Below are 14,337 nucleotides of genomic sequence, written 5' to 3'. Positions count from 1 at the left end.
GAGCGCCGGCGACGGCGACCTTCCAGTCCTGGCCGGGGCTGCCGTCGCAGTCCGACTGGACCAGCTTGGCACCGGCCGCCAGGGATCCGCCCTGGAGGTCCAGGCACTTGTTGCTGTGCTTCACGATGATGCGGACCGGGCCCTCGGCAGGGCCCTCGAAGCGCCAGCGCTGGTTGTTGCCCGAGCCGCAGTCGTACTGCTTGACCTCGGCGCCGTCGGCGGTCGAGTTGTCCGCCACGTCGAGGCACTTGCCGCTGTGCTGGGCGAGCACCCGGACGTAGCCGTTGTCGTTGTTGGTGAACCGCCACTCGCTGTTCAGTCCGCCGTCACAGGCGCCCTGGACCACCGGCACGTTGTTGTCGGAGAGGCTGTCGCTCACGCTCGCGCAGAGGCCGCTGGCCTTGTTGGTGAGCGTGTTGAGGGGGTCGCCGCCGGAGCCGGCCACCCGGCCGGTCGCCGTGTCGATCGAGACCTCGGGGTACCACGGGAGGTCCATCGTGGTGGCGGTCGGGAACTGCAGCGGCAGCCAGACGTAGGTGGAGTCGTTGACCCGCTTCGGGTCGGCCCCCTTGCCCGCCCACCGGTCGCCCAGGTAGAGGAAGGATGTGGTCTCACTGCCCTCGACCGGCAGCACGAACGCCGTCTGCGAGCCGTGGCCGTAGTTGTCGCCGGCGTCCTTCATCTCCGTCCACGGCCCGGTCGGGCTCGGGGCGGTGGCGTACTTCTGCTGGTTCGGGTCCCAGTAGCTGGTGCCGGAGGTCAGCATGAAGTACGTGTCCCCGCGCTTGAACATCGCCGGAGACTCGCGGTGCTGGCCCGGCCAGGGGTTCGCCGGGACGCCCGTCACCTGGGTGTAGTCCTCGGTGAGCTGATAGATCATCAGGTCGGCGTTGTTGTTCGCCGAGGAGATCATGTACGCCTTGCCCGTGCCCGGATCCTCGAAGGCGGTGATGTCCCGCGACATGTACTCGTTGCCCTGGGCGTCCTTCGGACGGAACGAGCCCTTCCACTGGTACTGGCCGTCCACCGTCGAGGAGACCGCAACGGCTGCCCGGGCCTCGGCGTAGGAGTCGTCGGCCTCCTTGTGCATCCACATCACGAACTGCTTCGTCTTGGCGTTGTACAGGACCTTCGGACGCTCGATCAGCGCGTCCTTCAGCTCCGGGTCGGTCTCCTGGGTGAGCACGTGGCCCCGGGGCTCCCAGGTCTTCAGGTCCGTGGACCGGTACGCCGACACGTAGCGGAACTTGTTGTCCTCGCCGCGGTCCTCGCCGAACCAGTAGTAGTAGGCGTCGACCTTGATCACGCCACCACCGTGTGCCTGCACCCCCGCTCCGGTGGTGTCCGGGAACTGGGTGCCTGCGGTGGCGGTGACCGGCGCGGCCTGGGCCGGTGACGGCCCCGCGATCACAGCCAGGAGCAGGCCGAGAAGGCCTGCGAGAACGGATCCCACTCTTTTCATACGGGTTCCTCGACGTCGTCCGCGCTCGTCCTGACCTCCGGGTCCAGCCACCGGAGCTCCGTTCACTAATGAACAGAAACAAACGTGATTACGCGGAATTCAACAGATGGGGGACCCTCAGGCTTGCCGAGCGCGCCCGACAAGTCAACACGTCGAAACATTACTGATACCTGGCGGCCATACTTCGGTTACTCCGGCGGCAGCGATCACCAGCTCTCGCCGGCCGTGTCCGCCCCGGGCATCGCGGCAGCTCAGTCGCGGCGAAGGGGCCCGTCCACCGGCCCGGCGTCGGCACCGGTGAGTGCCGCGCGGGTGGCGCCGAGCTTCTTCAGGACGCTGGCGACGTGGTGTTCGACCGTGCGCGGTGAGAGGAACAGCGCGGCGGCGATGTCGTTGTTGCCGGCCCCTTCGGCGAGCAGCCCGGCGACCTGCCGCTCGCGCGGCGAGAGCGCGCCGCCGTAGCCGGCCCGGCCGCGGGGATTGCTGCGGCGGTGATGCGGTTGGCCTCGACGATCGCCCGGGCACCCCGGTCGGTGCTGTTCGCCATCAGCGCCCGGGCCCGGTCGGCCCAGGGCGCGGCTGTGGTGGGCGATCTGCGCCAGCGGTGGCGGGCTCTGCCGTTGGAGCACCGCCAGTGCGCTGCGGTGCCCGCGCGAGCGCAGGGGGCCGGGCATCCCCTCGTACACCGCCTGGCACGCCAGGACGTGGGCGAACCCGTTGGAGTCGGCGCCGACCTCGCGCAGCACCGAGGCCCCGAGCGCCTCCAGCAGCGCCTGCTGCCCGGCGTCCCGGTCGAGCCCGGCGGACGCGGTCAGCAGTTCCTCGCCCGCCGGGACGGCCAGCACCGCGGCCGCGTTCACCAGTGCGACCGCCGTGGGCGAGAGCCGCACCACCCGTTCGGCCAGCACCTCGCGCAGACTGCGCGGCACGGTCATCGTCCTGCGCAGCCGGGCGGCCTCCTCGCCGCCGGCCGCGCCCGCCGGCGCCGGCGCACCCGCGTCCGGGTGCTCGACCCGGGCGCTGAGGGTGATCAGGTCCTCCTCGATGATCAGCGGCAGGCTCGCGCTCCGCTCGAACAGCATGCTGGTGACGGCCGCCGTGGCGGCGGTGCCCAGGACGGCGGCCGCCAGCTCCCGCAGGTCGGACTCGGTGAGCGGCTTGAGGGCGAGGTCGGTGCCGCCCGTCCCCAGCGGTCGCCGGTAGGCCGCTCCCAGCACGGGCGTCGACACCGGCAGGTCCTCGCCGCGGTGGGTCAGTACCAGCGCAACGTCCGGCGGCAGGTCCCTGGCCAGCAGGAACAGCAGCTCGCGGGTCGGCTCGTCGGCCCAGTGCAGGTCCTCCACCACCAGCACGGCCGGACCGATCGCGCCCAGCAGTGTCCGGACGCCGTCCAGCACCCGGTGGCTCAGCGGTGCGGCGGGGGCGCCGTCGTCCGGCGGTGGTGCGGGCAGCCGGTCGGCCAGGTTCGGCAGCAGGGTGGCCAGCGCGGCGGCGGCCGCGCCGATCTCCTCCGGCGGCGGCAGCCAGGGGCCGACCTTGCGCAGCGCGTCGACCACCGGCCCGTACGGGAGCGGCTCCCGCAGCGGGTGGCAGGCGCCGACGATCACCCGCACGCCGTCGGCCTCCAGCAGTGCGCCGACCTCCATGATCGGCCGGGACTTCCCGATGCCCGCCTCGCCCTCCACCAGCACCACGGCGGGCCGCGACGAGACGGCCGACAGCAGCCCGGTCAGCTCGCGCCGGCGGCCCACGAACGTGTAGCCCCACCGGCCGGCCGGCCCCTGGCCCCCGCCGTGTTCCGTCTCCGCCATGCCGTACTCCCGGCGCCGCTGACCGCCCCACCGGGTCGGTGACGACGGTCGGGCCGCTGAACACCTCCAAAGTACAGCCGCCGCCGGACGCGGTCGCTCCTACTCCGTCAGGGGACGGCGACCGGCTCGGGGGCCTCGTTCCAGAACGAGGGGCGCGGCATCTGGACGACCCGGCACCCGGCCTCCTCCAGCCTGCGGACCGCCGCGCCGGCCTCCGCGTCGTCCAGGGAGAACACGAAGGGGCCGGGGATCAGCACGGTGGCGCACAGACCCTCCTCGACGGCGCGGGTCAGATCGGCCAGCGCCGTCAGGTCGTCGGTCGAGCGCCGGCCGTTGTCCATGAAGACGGTCGCGTCGCCCAGCCCGGATTCGGCGGAGTAGCGGGCGAGGATCCGCCAGTAGTCCAGCAGGTACACCGTGTCGTACGGGTAGCAGCGCAGGTAGATGGCGGTGGAGCGGCTCGCGACCGGCCGGATGCGGTTGGTCATCTGTTCTTCCCTCTCGGACGTCGCCCGCTCACTGCGCGGGCGGTACTCCTGGATCCAGCAAAGGTCGGGGGCGGGGGCGGGGTCCAGCGACGAGGCCACCCAACTTCCCTCGAACGCGCCGAACCGTAGGTACCCGCCCCCGGAGTCATGGGTAGTCGGGGGCGTCCCGGGCCCGCGGGTCCGTACGTCCGTGACCGGGTGCGCGGGGGCGGCGGAGCCGCCTCCTCCCGCGTCGGATCACGATCGGGTAACAGGGCGGGACGGCGGCGCCGATCCCGACTCCAAGGTTCACAACGCCTCCGGGAGCGGCGGGCTCGCGGGCCGTCCGCGACCGCCGCCGGTCGACCTCACCGAGGACCCTCATGTCACCTTCCCTCGCCTCACTCACCGACGCGGAGCTCGGCGAGCTCCTGCTCTCCGGCTCCGCCCGGCGGACCGCCACCCGGGAGCTGACGCGCCGCTACGGCGACCTGGTGCTCGCCTACGCGGACACGCTGTGCGCGACCCCCCGGGAGGCGCACGGCCTCGCGGCGGAGGTCCTCGACCGGGCGCTCGACGCCTCGCACCGGGACCGGCTCCCCGGCGGCTCGTGGAGTTTCCTGCTGCTCGGCGAGGCGCGCCTGGTCGCCGCCGGGTGGGCCGCCGCGGGGCGGGGCGACGACCTGTCACCGGGCTTCCTCGGCTGGCTGTCGGTGCGCCGGGCGCCGCAGCAGGACCCCCGTGACGTCGTGGCCACCGTCGAGGGGACGAGTCCCCTGCTGGCTGCACTGGGGCAGCTCCCGGACCTCCCCGCCATGGAGCTGTGGCGGGCCCTCGCGGCGGACCCGGCCACGGTCCCGGCTCCCCCGCCGGCGGCCCGCCGGAGGCTCGCCGACGCGTACATCCGGGCGCACGCCCTCGGGGCGCCCGAGCGGCAGTGCCGGCACCTCGCGGCCCTGCTGGGGGAGACGGCCGCCACCGACGCGCCGACTCCCGCCGAACTCGCCGCCCATCTGCCGCTCTGCGACCGCTGTCACCGGGCGATGACCGACCTGCGGGCCGTCCACCGCTGGGAGGCCGGTCGCCTGAGCGAGGGCCTGCTGGCCCGGTTCCGCCCGGTGCCCGCCGATCACCGGCCGGCCACCGCCCCGGCGGGCCCCGGGCCGCGCCACGCGCGGGTGGCGCCCCGGGAGGAGCCGTCGGTGGAGATCGTCATCGGCCCGGCCCACCGCCGGCCCGGACCGACCCGCCGCCTCGCCCGCCGCCGCCTCGCGATCGGCGCCGCGGGCATCGGCACGGTCGCGCTGGCCTTCGGGCTGGCGGTGGCCGAGCCGCCGTCGAGCCGGGTCACCGGGTCGCCGACGCCCGAAGGGACCTCGGCCACCGTCCTGGACACGATCGCGCCGGACCCGACGGTGCCGAGTGCCGCACCGGTACCCCCCGCGCGCGAGTCGCCGTCGGCCCGGCCCACCGCGACACCGACACCGAGCAGGTCCAGGACCGTACCGGCGACGCCCTCGTCCGCCCCCACCCCCGCTCCCTCGACGGCCGTCCCCGGACCGACGACGGCCGGCGCACCGGCCACGGTGAGCGCGCCCAGCACACCGGCCGCGGCGCCGACGCCACCGGTCGCCCCGGCCCCGACCGCCTCGCCGTCCGCGCCGATACCACCGCCCGCCCGGCCGCTCCGACGGGGCGACAGCGGGCCGGAGGTGACGGCTCTGCAGCAGCTGCTGATCAGGGCCGGGTGCATGCCGGAGCAGGGATTCGTGCAGGGGCGCTTCGACGCCGTCACCGAGCGCATGCTGACCGGATTCCAGCAGGCCGCCGGCATCCGCGGCGACGAGCGCAGCTTCTCCGTCTTCGGCGATCGGACCAGGGCCGCCCTCGAACAGCCGACCGCCGGGCCACGGTGCCGGCCCGGGCCGACGGCCCAGGGGTGACGGCGGCCCAAGGCCCGGCGCAGGCGGCGCTCACCGCCGCCTGCGCCGGCCGGTCCCCCGGTGACGGCGGCGGAGCACCCCGCCGACGCACGCGAGGGCGGTGAACGCGGTCGCGCCGCCGATCCACGCGGCGGTGGGCGACGGCTCCTCGGCCGGGGCGGCCGTCGTCCCGACGGAGACCGGCAGCGCGGCCTCGGCCTCGGCGCGGGTCATCGCGTCGTCCGGCTCCGGCGACGACTGCGAGGCGGGGGCCGCCGTTTCGCCGGTGGGCGTCGGGCTCGGGGTCGCCGTCGGAGCGGCGGTGGCCGAGGGCTTCGGCGAGGCCGTCGGAGCGGGTGCGGACGCGGCCGGTGTGCCGGTGGCGGACTGCGACGGCGGTGGCGTGCTCCTCGCCGCCGGGGAGGGCGGCGCGGCGGGAGCGCCCGCGGTCACGTCCGTGATCGAGACGTCGTCGACGTACAGGACGGCGTCGGGGCCGCCGACGGAGTGCGCCACCTTCTTCTCCGGCCGCCAGGTCGGGCGGTAGATCCCGATCCGGAAGTGCGGTGCCTCCCCTCGGTGGTAGTTGTTCTCCCCGGTGTGCGATCCGACCTTCACGCCGTCCCGGACCACCACGATGGAACCGGGCGACGACGGGGTCGACCAGGTGATGTCGACGACCCACCGGTTCCAGTGGCCGAACTGCACCGTCCCGAGCGGGACGACCGTCTCCCGGACCTCCGCCCCCTCCAGCCAGTGCACCTTCAGCAGCCAGGCCTGGCCGTTCAGCGAGAGTGCGACGACGGGCTTCACCCCGTCGTTGTCGTCCCCCTGCGTGCTGAACCACTGGGCGACGATGGTGCCGAAGTCCTCACGGGGCCAGTCGTTCGGCAGGTAGTTGCCGAAGGAGAAGCGATGACTTCCCGCACCGAGGTTCTTCATCACCAGCTCGGTCTTGAACGAGCGCCCGTCGTTGGGCACGTTGAACCGCGCGGCCCGTCCCGAGCCGCCGGCCGGCGCGGGGACGGCGGAGACCCGGCCGAAGCCGTTGAGCGCCATGTAGGGCCAGCCGTCGGAGGATTCGAAATCGTAGGCCACCGACGCGGCGGCGGCCTCCGGCGCACCGACGAGGCCGACGGCCACCAGGGCCGTGAGCACGGCACCGGCCAGATTCGGACGAGATAGCACGATGATTCCTGTCCTGTCAGGGCGTTCGACGTTGTCCGTCCCCGGGACGACTCGGGGCCGTCCTCGGGCGGGCCTCCCCGTGGGCGGGTACGGCACGGCCGGGCCGGCGGCGCGCGCGGGAGGGCGCCGCCGGCCCGGGTTCCACGGCGTCACACCGTGGATGCCGCGACCGCGCCGCTAGCCGTGCCGGGCCGCCCGCCGGCGGCGCAGGAGCACCAGGACACCGGTGCCCGCGGCGAGGGTGGCGACACCGGCCCCGGTGATCAGCGCCTGGTGGTCACCGCCGCCCGTCTGGGCCAGGTTCCGCTCCACGGCGTCCGCCGTGGTCTTCGCCTGGACGACCGCCGCCGGCTGGATCCTCAGCGGCGCGATGGTCGGGTTGTCGATGGGCACCGGAAGCGGCAGCGGGCCGTCGCCCACCGGATCGGCGGACGCGGACGGCGCTGACGCGGACGCGGACGGCGCGGGCGCCGGGGCGGAGGACGAGGTGGACGGCGTCGTGGGACGGGCCGTCACCGCGGGAGCGGTGGCCGGGGCGGTGACGGTCGGGACTGCGACGGTCGGCGTGGGCGAGGGCGCGTGGGTCGGCGAGGCGGTCGGGCGACTGACGGTGGCCGAGGGCGTCGCGGACGTGGTGGGCGTCGCCACGGGGGTGGCGGCGGGAGCCGGGGCGGTGGGCGCCGCACTCCTGGGCGCCGAGGTGGCCGTCTGCGACGGCGTGACCGCGGGAGCGGCGGGCGGCGCCGTGGCGAGGCGCGACGCCGTCGCGGTGGGCGACGGCACCCGGGTGGGGGACGCCGTGGCGACCGGCGCCGGGGCCTTGATCCGGAATCCCGCGCACCCCACCCCACAGGCACAGCCGTAACTGCCGCGGTCCACCGGCTGCCCGGTCGCGTCGTCGAGCTGCGCGGCGAAGAGCACCGGAGCCACGCCGGCCCTGCCGACCGGCGCCTGGGCGGAGAAGGAGACCCGGACCTTGAGGGCGAGGGACTTGCCCTTCCGGACCGCCACGAGCGCGTCGTCCGCGACGTTGTCGCCGTCCCTGCCGCCGAGCACCACCAGCACGCCGTCGTCCACGCCCTCGCTGCCCGGGGCCTGTGAGCCCCTGAGCCAGCCGGTGCTCCCCGGCAGCTGGTACTCGACCCTGAGGTCGGCCGTGCGGAGGTCACCGGTCACGTTCTTGAACTTCAGCAGCGGGAAGGCCACGAAGTCGTGCGCCGACGGGTTCGCGATCGTGTAGCCGAACTCTTCTGCCGCACCGCCGACTTCGAAGTCCTTCGGGACACCGGACACCGACGGCTCCAGTCCTCGTTGCAGCGAGCCGTCGAGGCGCGGGGCGGCGGCCGACGGACCTGCCGGGGAGGCACTCGCCGAGGCCGCCCCGGGCGACGGCGTGCCGGGCGCTGCCGTACCGGCGGCGCCCGCTGTCGCGAGCGGGAGCGTGGAGATGACGAGTGTGGTGGTACCGGCGAGGATCAGACTGCGGCGGGTGGACAAGTGATCACCTTCTGGCGAGCGCGGAGGAACCTGACACCGTGTCGATGTCTGCCGGTATGGAGACGGGGGCGGCGAACCCGTCCCGCGGGTATGCCGATCCGTTACCTCGCACCCGGCCCGGGCGCCTCCGCCCGCCGGTGATCAGGCCTTGGACAGCCGGCCCGGGCGGGTCCGCGGCTGCGCGGTGTTCTCCTCGACCCAGGCGCGCAGCATGCTCAGCGGGACGGCGGCGCTGCGGCCCAGCTCGGTGAGCGCGTACTCCACGTGCAGCGGTACCGCCGGGTAGACGGTCCGGGTCAGCAGTGCGGCGTCCTCCAGCCGGCGCAGGGTCTGGGTGAGCACCTTGGGGCTGACCCCCTGGAGGCGCCGCTGCAGCTCGCCGAAGCGCTGCGGTCCCTGGCCGAGCGCTCCGATCGCCAGCGCCGACCACTTGTTCGCCAGCAGGTCGAGCATGGCCCGGCAGGGGCACTGCGCCGCGTAGACGTCATGCCGGTCGTGCTGTCCGGTCACGCATTCCGACACCTTGAACCACTCCTCACCAGGACACTTCCCATCGGGAAGCAGTAGGCCTTGCGGGTAACTATATGCCATTGGATAGCCTCGAGGACATCAGCAGGGAGGGCCCGCCGAGGGCCTCCCGCCGTTCTCTTCCTACGGAGTCGATCATGTCCGTGAACTCGATGCGCGCGGTGACCCAGGACCGCTTCGGCGGCCCGGAGGTGCTGAAGGTCGAGCGGCTGCCGCGCCCCGAACCGCTGCCGACGGAGGTGCTCGTTCGGGTCCGGGCCGCCGGCGTCAACCCGGTGGACTGGAAGACCCGCGCCGGCGGCGGGATGGCCGGGGTGCTGGGCGAGCCCCCCTTCGTCCTCGGCTGGGACGTGTCCGGTGTGGTGGAGGAGGTCGGCTTCGGGGTGAGCACGCTGCGGCCCGGCGACGAGGTCTACGGGATGCCGTGGTTCCCCCGGGCCGCCGGCGGCTACGCGGAGTTCGTCACCGCGCCGGCCCGCCAGTTCGCCCGCAAGCCCGCGACGCTGAGCCACGTCCAGGCCGCGGCCGTCCCGCTGGCGGCCCTCACCGCCTGGCAGGCCCTGGTGGACACCGCCGGGGTCCGGCCCGGTCAGCGGGTCCTGGTCCACGCCGCCGCCGGCGGGGTCGGGCACTTCGCGGTGCAGATCGCCAAGCACCTGGGCGCCGAGGTGATCGGCACCGCCCGCGGCGGACGGCACGAGTGGCTGACCGAGCTGGGAGCGGACCGGCTCGTCGACTACACCACCACCCGGTTCGAGGACGTCCTGACCGACGTCGACGTGGTCCTCGACCTGATCGGTGACGAGCACGACGGCACCAGCACGCGCTCGTTGCGGACGCTTCGCCGCGGCGGCCTGCTGGTCGCCGTCCCCTCCGGGGTCTCCGCCGACCTGCACGCCGCCGCGGCGAATCTCGGGGTCCGCAGCAGTGCCTTCCTGGTCGAGCCCGACGGCACGGGCCTGGCCCTGCTCGCCGAACTCGTCGACGGCGGCGCGCTGGCCGTCGAGGTCGAGCAGGTCTTCGGCCTGGCGGAGGCCGCCCTGGCCCACGCCCACGGCGAGACCGGCCGCACCCGCGGCAAGCTCGTCCTGGACCTCAGCTCCTGAGCCGTCGCCGTTCCCGCCGTCCACCGACCCCCCTTTCCGAGGAGCACCCGCGATGTTCTACGAGATCCGCCACTACGTCACCAAGCCCGGCCGACGGGAGGAGTGGCTGCGCTTCATGGAGCGGACCGTCATCCCCTTCCAGACCTCGAAGGGCATGGTGATCACCGCGTCCTTCGTCGACGAGGAGCACCCCGACGGCTACGTCTGGATCCGCCGCTTCGAGGACGAGGCGCACCGCGTCGAGGCGTACGCGGCCGTCTACGAGAGCGACCGCTGGGTCGCCGAGCTCGGCCCGGCCGTGGCCGACCTGCTCTTCCTCGACAAGTCCGTGGTCACCCGGGTCGTGCCGACGCCCGGGTCGCTGCTGCGCTGACGGATGTCCCCCGGGCGTGCTGCCCGAACGCCCGGGGGACGGTCACAGCTGGAACGCCACCTTGCCGTTGCACGCGGCGTCCGCGCCGCACGACTGGGGGTAGAGGCGGAACAGGTCCTCGGCGGCCCCGGTGCCCGCGGCGCCGACGAGCTGACCGGACTGGCGCTGCTGGAGGCCCGTCCCGCCGCCGGGCAGGCTCACCGTCTGCCAGACCTGGCCGGGGCCGCTGCCGCACGGGTGCTGCACGACCTGCGCGGCGGCGCCACCGGTCGAGTCGAGGCAGCCGCCGTTCCCGGCGCTGATCACGGAGTACCCGGTGCCCGACGGCTGGGGCCGCAGGTACCAGCTCTGGGTGTTCCCGGCGGCACAGGCGTCGCGGTACGGCAGTTCTTCGTCGACCGTGTCGACGTCCTCGGCGTCCACGCAGCTGTTCAGTGCCGGCAGCCGAAGCCGCACCACCCGGTCCCCCGGCGCGGGGGCCGGGTCGCCGGCGTCGGTGTAGACCCCGGCCGACAGCCCGCCGCCCGTGCCCTTCGGCGCCTTCGACGCCGTGGACTTCGCGGCCGGCGCGGAGGCCTGGGCGGTGGCGCTCGCCCGCCCCGCCGCCGACGGCGTGCCGGCGGACGCGGGACCGGGCCGCGGCGCGGCCGGGCCCGAGGCCGGGGTGACCGGGGTCGGCGTCGGGCCGGCTGGTGTCGGGGCGACGTCGGCGGTCGGCGGCGCCTCGGCGGCGGTGCCGATCGGGGCGGCCGCCCCGATCCGCGTCTGCGGCGGCGAGGACGCGCCCGGCCGGGAGCCGGCCGGGCCGGAGCCGGTGGCGATGGTGACCAGCACCGCGGTCGCGGCGACCCCGGCCACCGCCGCACCGATCGCCGCCTTCGCCCCGGCACCCACCCCGGTACCCACCCCGTGCCCGTGCCCGGCGACGGCCAGGGCCCCGCCGCCGGCGCCCAGCGGGTGACCGCCGTCCCACAGGACGAAGAAGCCGAGCCCCACCGCCCGCAGGCGCCCGTTGACGTCCCGCATCTCGGCCAGGCACGAGCGGCAGTCGGCGCACTCGTCGAGATGGCGGGCCAACCTCTTGGTGGTCCGCTTCGACGGGCGCTGGACCAGACCCGCGATCTCCTGGGAGTGCGCCGCGCAGTCGGGGGACGCGGCGCGGCGGACGTGCGCCACCAGGTAGGCCTCCCGCAGCCCCTCACGGGCGCGGAAGGCCAGCGAGGAGACGCCACTGGGGGTGAGACCGAGCAGCGGTGCGATCTCCTCCGGCGGCCGCTGTTCGATGACGGTGTGCCAGAGCACCGTGCGCCAGCGCTCCGGCAGCGACCGGTACGCCTCGGCGACCAACTGCCGCTCGGCGGTGGCCGCGAAGAGCTCGTCGGGCGAGAGCACCTGCTCCTGCCGGTCGGCCCAGTCGCCGAAGTCCGAGGTGAGCAGGGTGCGCCGGTCCGCCGTCGACCAGGCCATCGCCGTGTTGCGGACCACGGCCAGCAGGTACGGGCGCCAGTTCTCGACCGGCCCCGCCCCCGCCCGCACCGCCGCGAGGGTCCGGGCGAAGGCCTCGCTCGCCAGGTCCTCCGCGCTCTCGGCGCGACCGGTGACGATCCGCGCGTAGTGCAGGGCCGCCCGGTGGTGGCGCTCGTAGAGTTCCGCGACCACCCGGTCGTCGCCGTTCCGCAGCCGCGCCGTCAGCCGCGCGTCGCTCTCGGCGGCCGGGTCGTCCGCGCCGGGCTCCCCCGCTGGGCCGTGTTCGGACGTCGGCGGCTGGTCCGCGAGTGCGGCGAGCGGGCTTGATCGGCGTGGCATGAGGGTCCCTTCGGGGTGAGCATGGCGGTTCCCGGCACCGGGGAGGGGGCGGCCCCCGGGGCCTGTTTCGCTCCCGGTCGCCCACCGGGGCCGCGGCGACGGAGCGGGTGCGTGCGGAGTCGGTTACGGGGTCGGATCGGTCACGGGCGGATCGGTCACGGACGCGCGTCCGCGCCGAGGAGTACAGCGCGCGACAGTGCACCCGCTCACGGGGGCTCGGCACGGCGCGACAGTCGAGGAGGCCGCACGAAGGCGAGCGTCGGTGGGCCGCCGAAGGCCCGGGCGGAAGCGTCCGCGATCACGGACAACCCACAGCGGAATCGTATACCTGAAGCCTCCTCGGAGCCGCAGAACCCCACCAGGGGGCCAAGCTACCGAAAGACCGAGCAGAATCGTATACCTGACGCCTCTTCGGAACTGCGCCACCCACACCCCCCGGCGACCCCACGTCACCGTGCCTCCGTGGCGGTGGGACTGCCCGCCGGAGGCTCCGGAGTCGACGTGGGTGTGCCGACCGGACCGGGCGGGGCCGACGACGGTACCACCACCGGCACGGAAGGGCTCGCCGACACCGGGGCGGTCGGCAGCGTGGGCGGCGGCTCCGAGGCCGCCCGGCGCGTCGCGGTGGGAGTCGGCCCGGACGAGGTCCGGCCCGCCCGGGGCTCGGCCGGGCCACCGGACGCCGGACCGCCGGGCGCGGAGCCGGTGGGTGCCCCGGGTCTGGACGCCTGAGGCCCCGTGGCCACCGGGGCCGCGGAGGTCTGCCCGGTCGCGGACGGCTTCGGGCTGCCGGGCCCGGTCGGCCCGGCACCGGCGAGCCCCTTCGCCGGCCCCGCCGTCCCGCTCCCTCCCGTGCCACTCCCCGTGCCGCCGCCCGCTGTGCTCCTCGCCACGGGACCGGCCGGATTCGCCGTCGGGCCGGGCGAGGCCTCCGAGGTGGTGGCACCGGGCACCGAGGCCGTACCCGGCCCGGATGCCTCCCGGCCCACCTGCTGGATGGCCGCGGTACCGCCGACCAGCGCGGCGGCCGAGAGCGCCAGGCTCCACCACAGGACGCGGCGCGAGCGCCGGCCCGGGCCGACGACCGGGGCCGGTGACAGGGCCGGCCGTTCGGCGCGGGCCACGGTGCGGACTCGTTCGAGGACGACGGTGGGTTCGTCGTCGCCTCCGTACATCGCCCCCGGCCGCGGTGGGCGACTCCCGACGGAACAGGAGGGACAGGACGGCGCGGGTACCCCGGGCCGCGGGGAGGACGGCCCGTCCCCGCCGTCCTGCCAGGCGGCCAGGTACCGACAGGTCCGGACCGCGACGGCGACGGCGCGGGCGCGGCGGACGTCCGCGGAGTCGTCCCGGGGCGCGGTCCCGACGGCGGCCGCCGAGGACGGCAGCTCCCGCTGTCCGGCGGCCCGCACCACGGCCCGCAGGATCTCCCGCCGGCACTTCTCGGGCAGCGACGGCAGCGCGTCCGCGGCCGCCCGTTCGCCCGACTGGGGCAGCCGGCCACGGGGCTCGAAGGCGGTCCAGGGCGCTGAGGGCTCTCTCACTGTTCTCCTTGCGTGCGGCTCGGCAGGCGACCGTCCACCTGCGCCGGTCGTGAGGGTTGGAGCGCCGTGGCCCCCGACCGTCCCGCGGGTTTACCCAAGCGTTACCGCCGGCATTCGGACCGGGCGACCGGGCGCGACCGGTCCGGATCCGGGCTCGCCCGGTGAACCCCCAGCTGGGCCGCGGGGCTTGCCACCCGGCTGCCCGTCCCGTCCGCCCCGCCACCGGTCGCACGTCACAAGCTGGTCTCGACCCCGCCGCACCCTTGACGTGGTTTCCGAAACAGAGGTGTCATATCCCCATCGCGTTCGGAAGTGTTTGTTTCTGGCAGTCTACGTTCGATTGACTGGCCAAGGCGGGGCTCCCGGCCTCAAACCACCACCGGTCGGCGCACCGCCGCACTCCACCGCTCGCATTCCACCAGCATGTGCACCACTGCCCGACTCCCTCGCACCCGTTCCGTCCCTGCGGCTGGTGCGCCCTCGAAGGAGCTCCCCCATGTTCCGTCCCACCAGCCGCGCCGCCGCCGCAGCCGGCCTTCTCCTCACCCTGGGCCTGGCCACCGCCTGTTCGACCGGTCAGGAGTCCGTGAAGTCGGGCGACGCCTCGGTGGCGCCGGTCTCCGGGAAGATCTC

10 protein-coding genes and 1 pseudogene are annotated in these 14,337 nt (G+C 74.9%); 4 read left to right on the top strand and 7 right to left on the bottom strand.

The annotated features are described in order from the left end of the window. Positions 1–10 precede the first annotated feature (10 nt). The 3 genes and pseudogenes from ACZ34W_RS32280 to ACZ34W_RS32270 form a co-directional block, all read right to left on the bottom strand. Positions 11–1,462: pseudogene (locus tag ACZ34W_RS32280) on the bottom strand (RICIN domain-containing protein); the annotation flags it as partial. Positions 1,463–1,713: 251 nt separating this feature from the next. Then, the gene (locus ACZ34W_RS32275; protein WP_465609155.1) at positions 1,714–3,273 is read right to left on the bottom strand and encodes a helix-turn-helix transcriptional regulator; all 1,560 of its coding nucleotides are present in this window, start codon (positions 3,271–3,273) and stop codon (positions 1,714–1,716) included. Between the two features lie 107 nt (positions 3,274–3,380). After that, positions 3,381–3,761 carry a hypothetical protein gene (locus ACZ34W_RS32270; protein WP_465609153.1) on the bottom strand — a complete coding sequence of 127 codons (381 nt, stop codon included), beginning with the start codon at positions 3,759–3,761 and terminating at the stop codon, positions 3,381–3,383. A 362-nt stretch (positions 3,762–4,123) separates the two neighbouring features. On the opposite strand from ACZ34W_RS32270, the gene ACZ34W_RS32265 reads away from it, so the two are divergent. Continuing rightward, positions 4,124–5,683: a peptidoglycan-binding domain-containing protein gene (locus tag ACZ34W_RS32265; RefSeq protein ID WP_465609151.1), complete on the top strand. Its 1,560-nt coding sequence runs from the start codon at positions 4,124–4,126 to the stop codon at positions 5,681–5,683. 30 nt (positions 5,684–5,713) lie between these two features. Here the strand turns inward: ACZ34W_RS32265 and ACZ34W_RS32260 are convergent, their stop codons facing one another. From ACZ34W_RS32260 to ACZ34W_RS32250, 3 genes are all read right to left on the bottom strand, one after another. Then, a complete protein-coding gene (locus tag ACZ34W_RS32260) occupies positions 5,714–6,850 on the bottom strand; it encodes a heparin lyase I family protein (RefSeq protein ID WP_465609149.1) in 1,137 nt (378 codons plus the stop codon). A gap of 177 nt (positions 6,851–7,027) precedes the next feature. After that, a complete protein-coding gene (locus ACZ34W_RS32255) occupies positions 7,028–8,347 on the bottom strand; it encodes an LPXTG cell wall anchor domain-containing protein (RefSeq protein ID WP_465609147.1) in 1,320 nt (439 codons plus the stop codon). Positions 8,348–8,488: 141 nt separating this feature from the next. Beyond that, positions 8,489–8,857 carry a winged helix-turn-helix transcriptional regulator gene (locus ACZ34W_RS32250; protein ID WP_442906754.1) on the bottom strand — a complete coding sequence of 123 codons (369 nt, stop codon included), beginning with the start codon at positions 8,855–8,857 and terminating at the stop codon, positions 8,489–8,491. A gap of 155 nt (positions 8,858–9,012) precedes the next feature. On the opposite strand from ACZ34W_RS32250, the gene ACZ34W_RS32245 reads away from it, so the two are divergent. Further along, positions 9,013–9,981 (top strand): NADP-dependent oxidoreductase, encoded by a 969-nt coding sequence (locus ACZ34W_RS32245; RefSeq protein ID WP_465609145.1) that lies wholly within the window; start codon positions 9,013–9,015, stop codon positions 9,979–9,981. A 52-nt stretch (positions 9,982–10,033) separates the two neighbouring features. Then, positions 10,034–10,354 carry an NIPSNAP family protein gene (locus ACZ34W_RS32240; RefSeq protein ID WP_465609143.1) on the top strand — a complete coding sequence of 107 codons (321 nt, stop codon included), beginning with the start codon at positions 10,034–10,036 and terminating at the stop codon, positions 10,352–10,354. A gap of 42 nt (positions 10,355–10,396) precedes the next feature. Here the strand turns inward: ACZ34W_RS32240 and ACZ34W_RS32235 are convergent, their stop codons facing one another. Next, complete coding sequence (locus ACZ34W_RS32235) at positions 10,397–12,160, bottom strand: sigma-70 family RNA polymerase sigma factor (RefSeq protein WP_465609141.1); 1,764 nt, start codon at positions 12,158–12,160, stop codon at positions 10,397–10,399. Between the two features lie 501 nt (positions 12,161–12,661). Between ACZ34W_RS32235 and ACZ34W_RS32230 the strand changes: the two genes are divergently transcribed. Next, positions 12,662–12,892, top strand: a complete 231-nt coding sequence (locus ACZ34W_RS32230; protein WP_465609139.1) for a hypothetical protein — start codon at positions 12,662–12,664, stop codon at positions 12,890–12,892. The last annotated feature ends 1,445 nt before the right edge of the window (positions 12,893–14,337 follow it).

It is taken from the genome of Kitasatospora sp. NPDC022856 (genome assembly GCF_055561235.1).
This window is presented reverse-complemented; position numbering and strand designations above follow the sequence as displayed.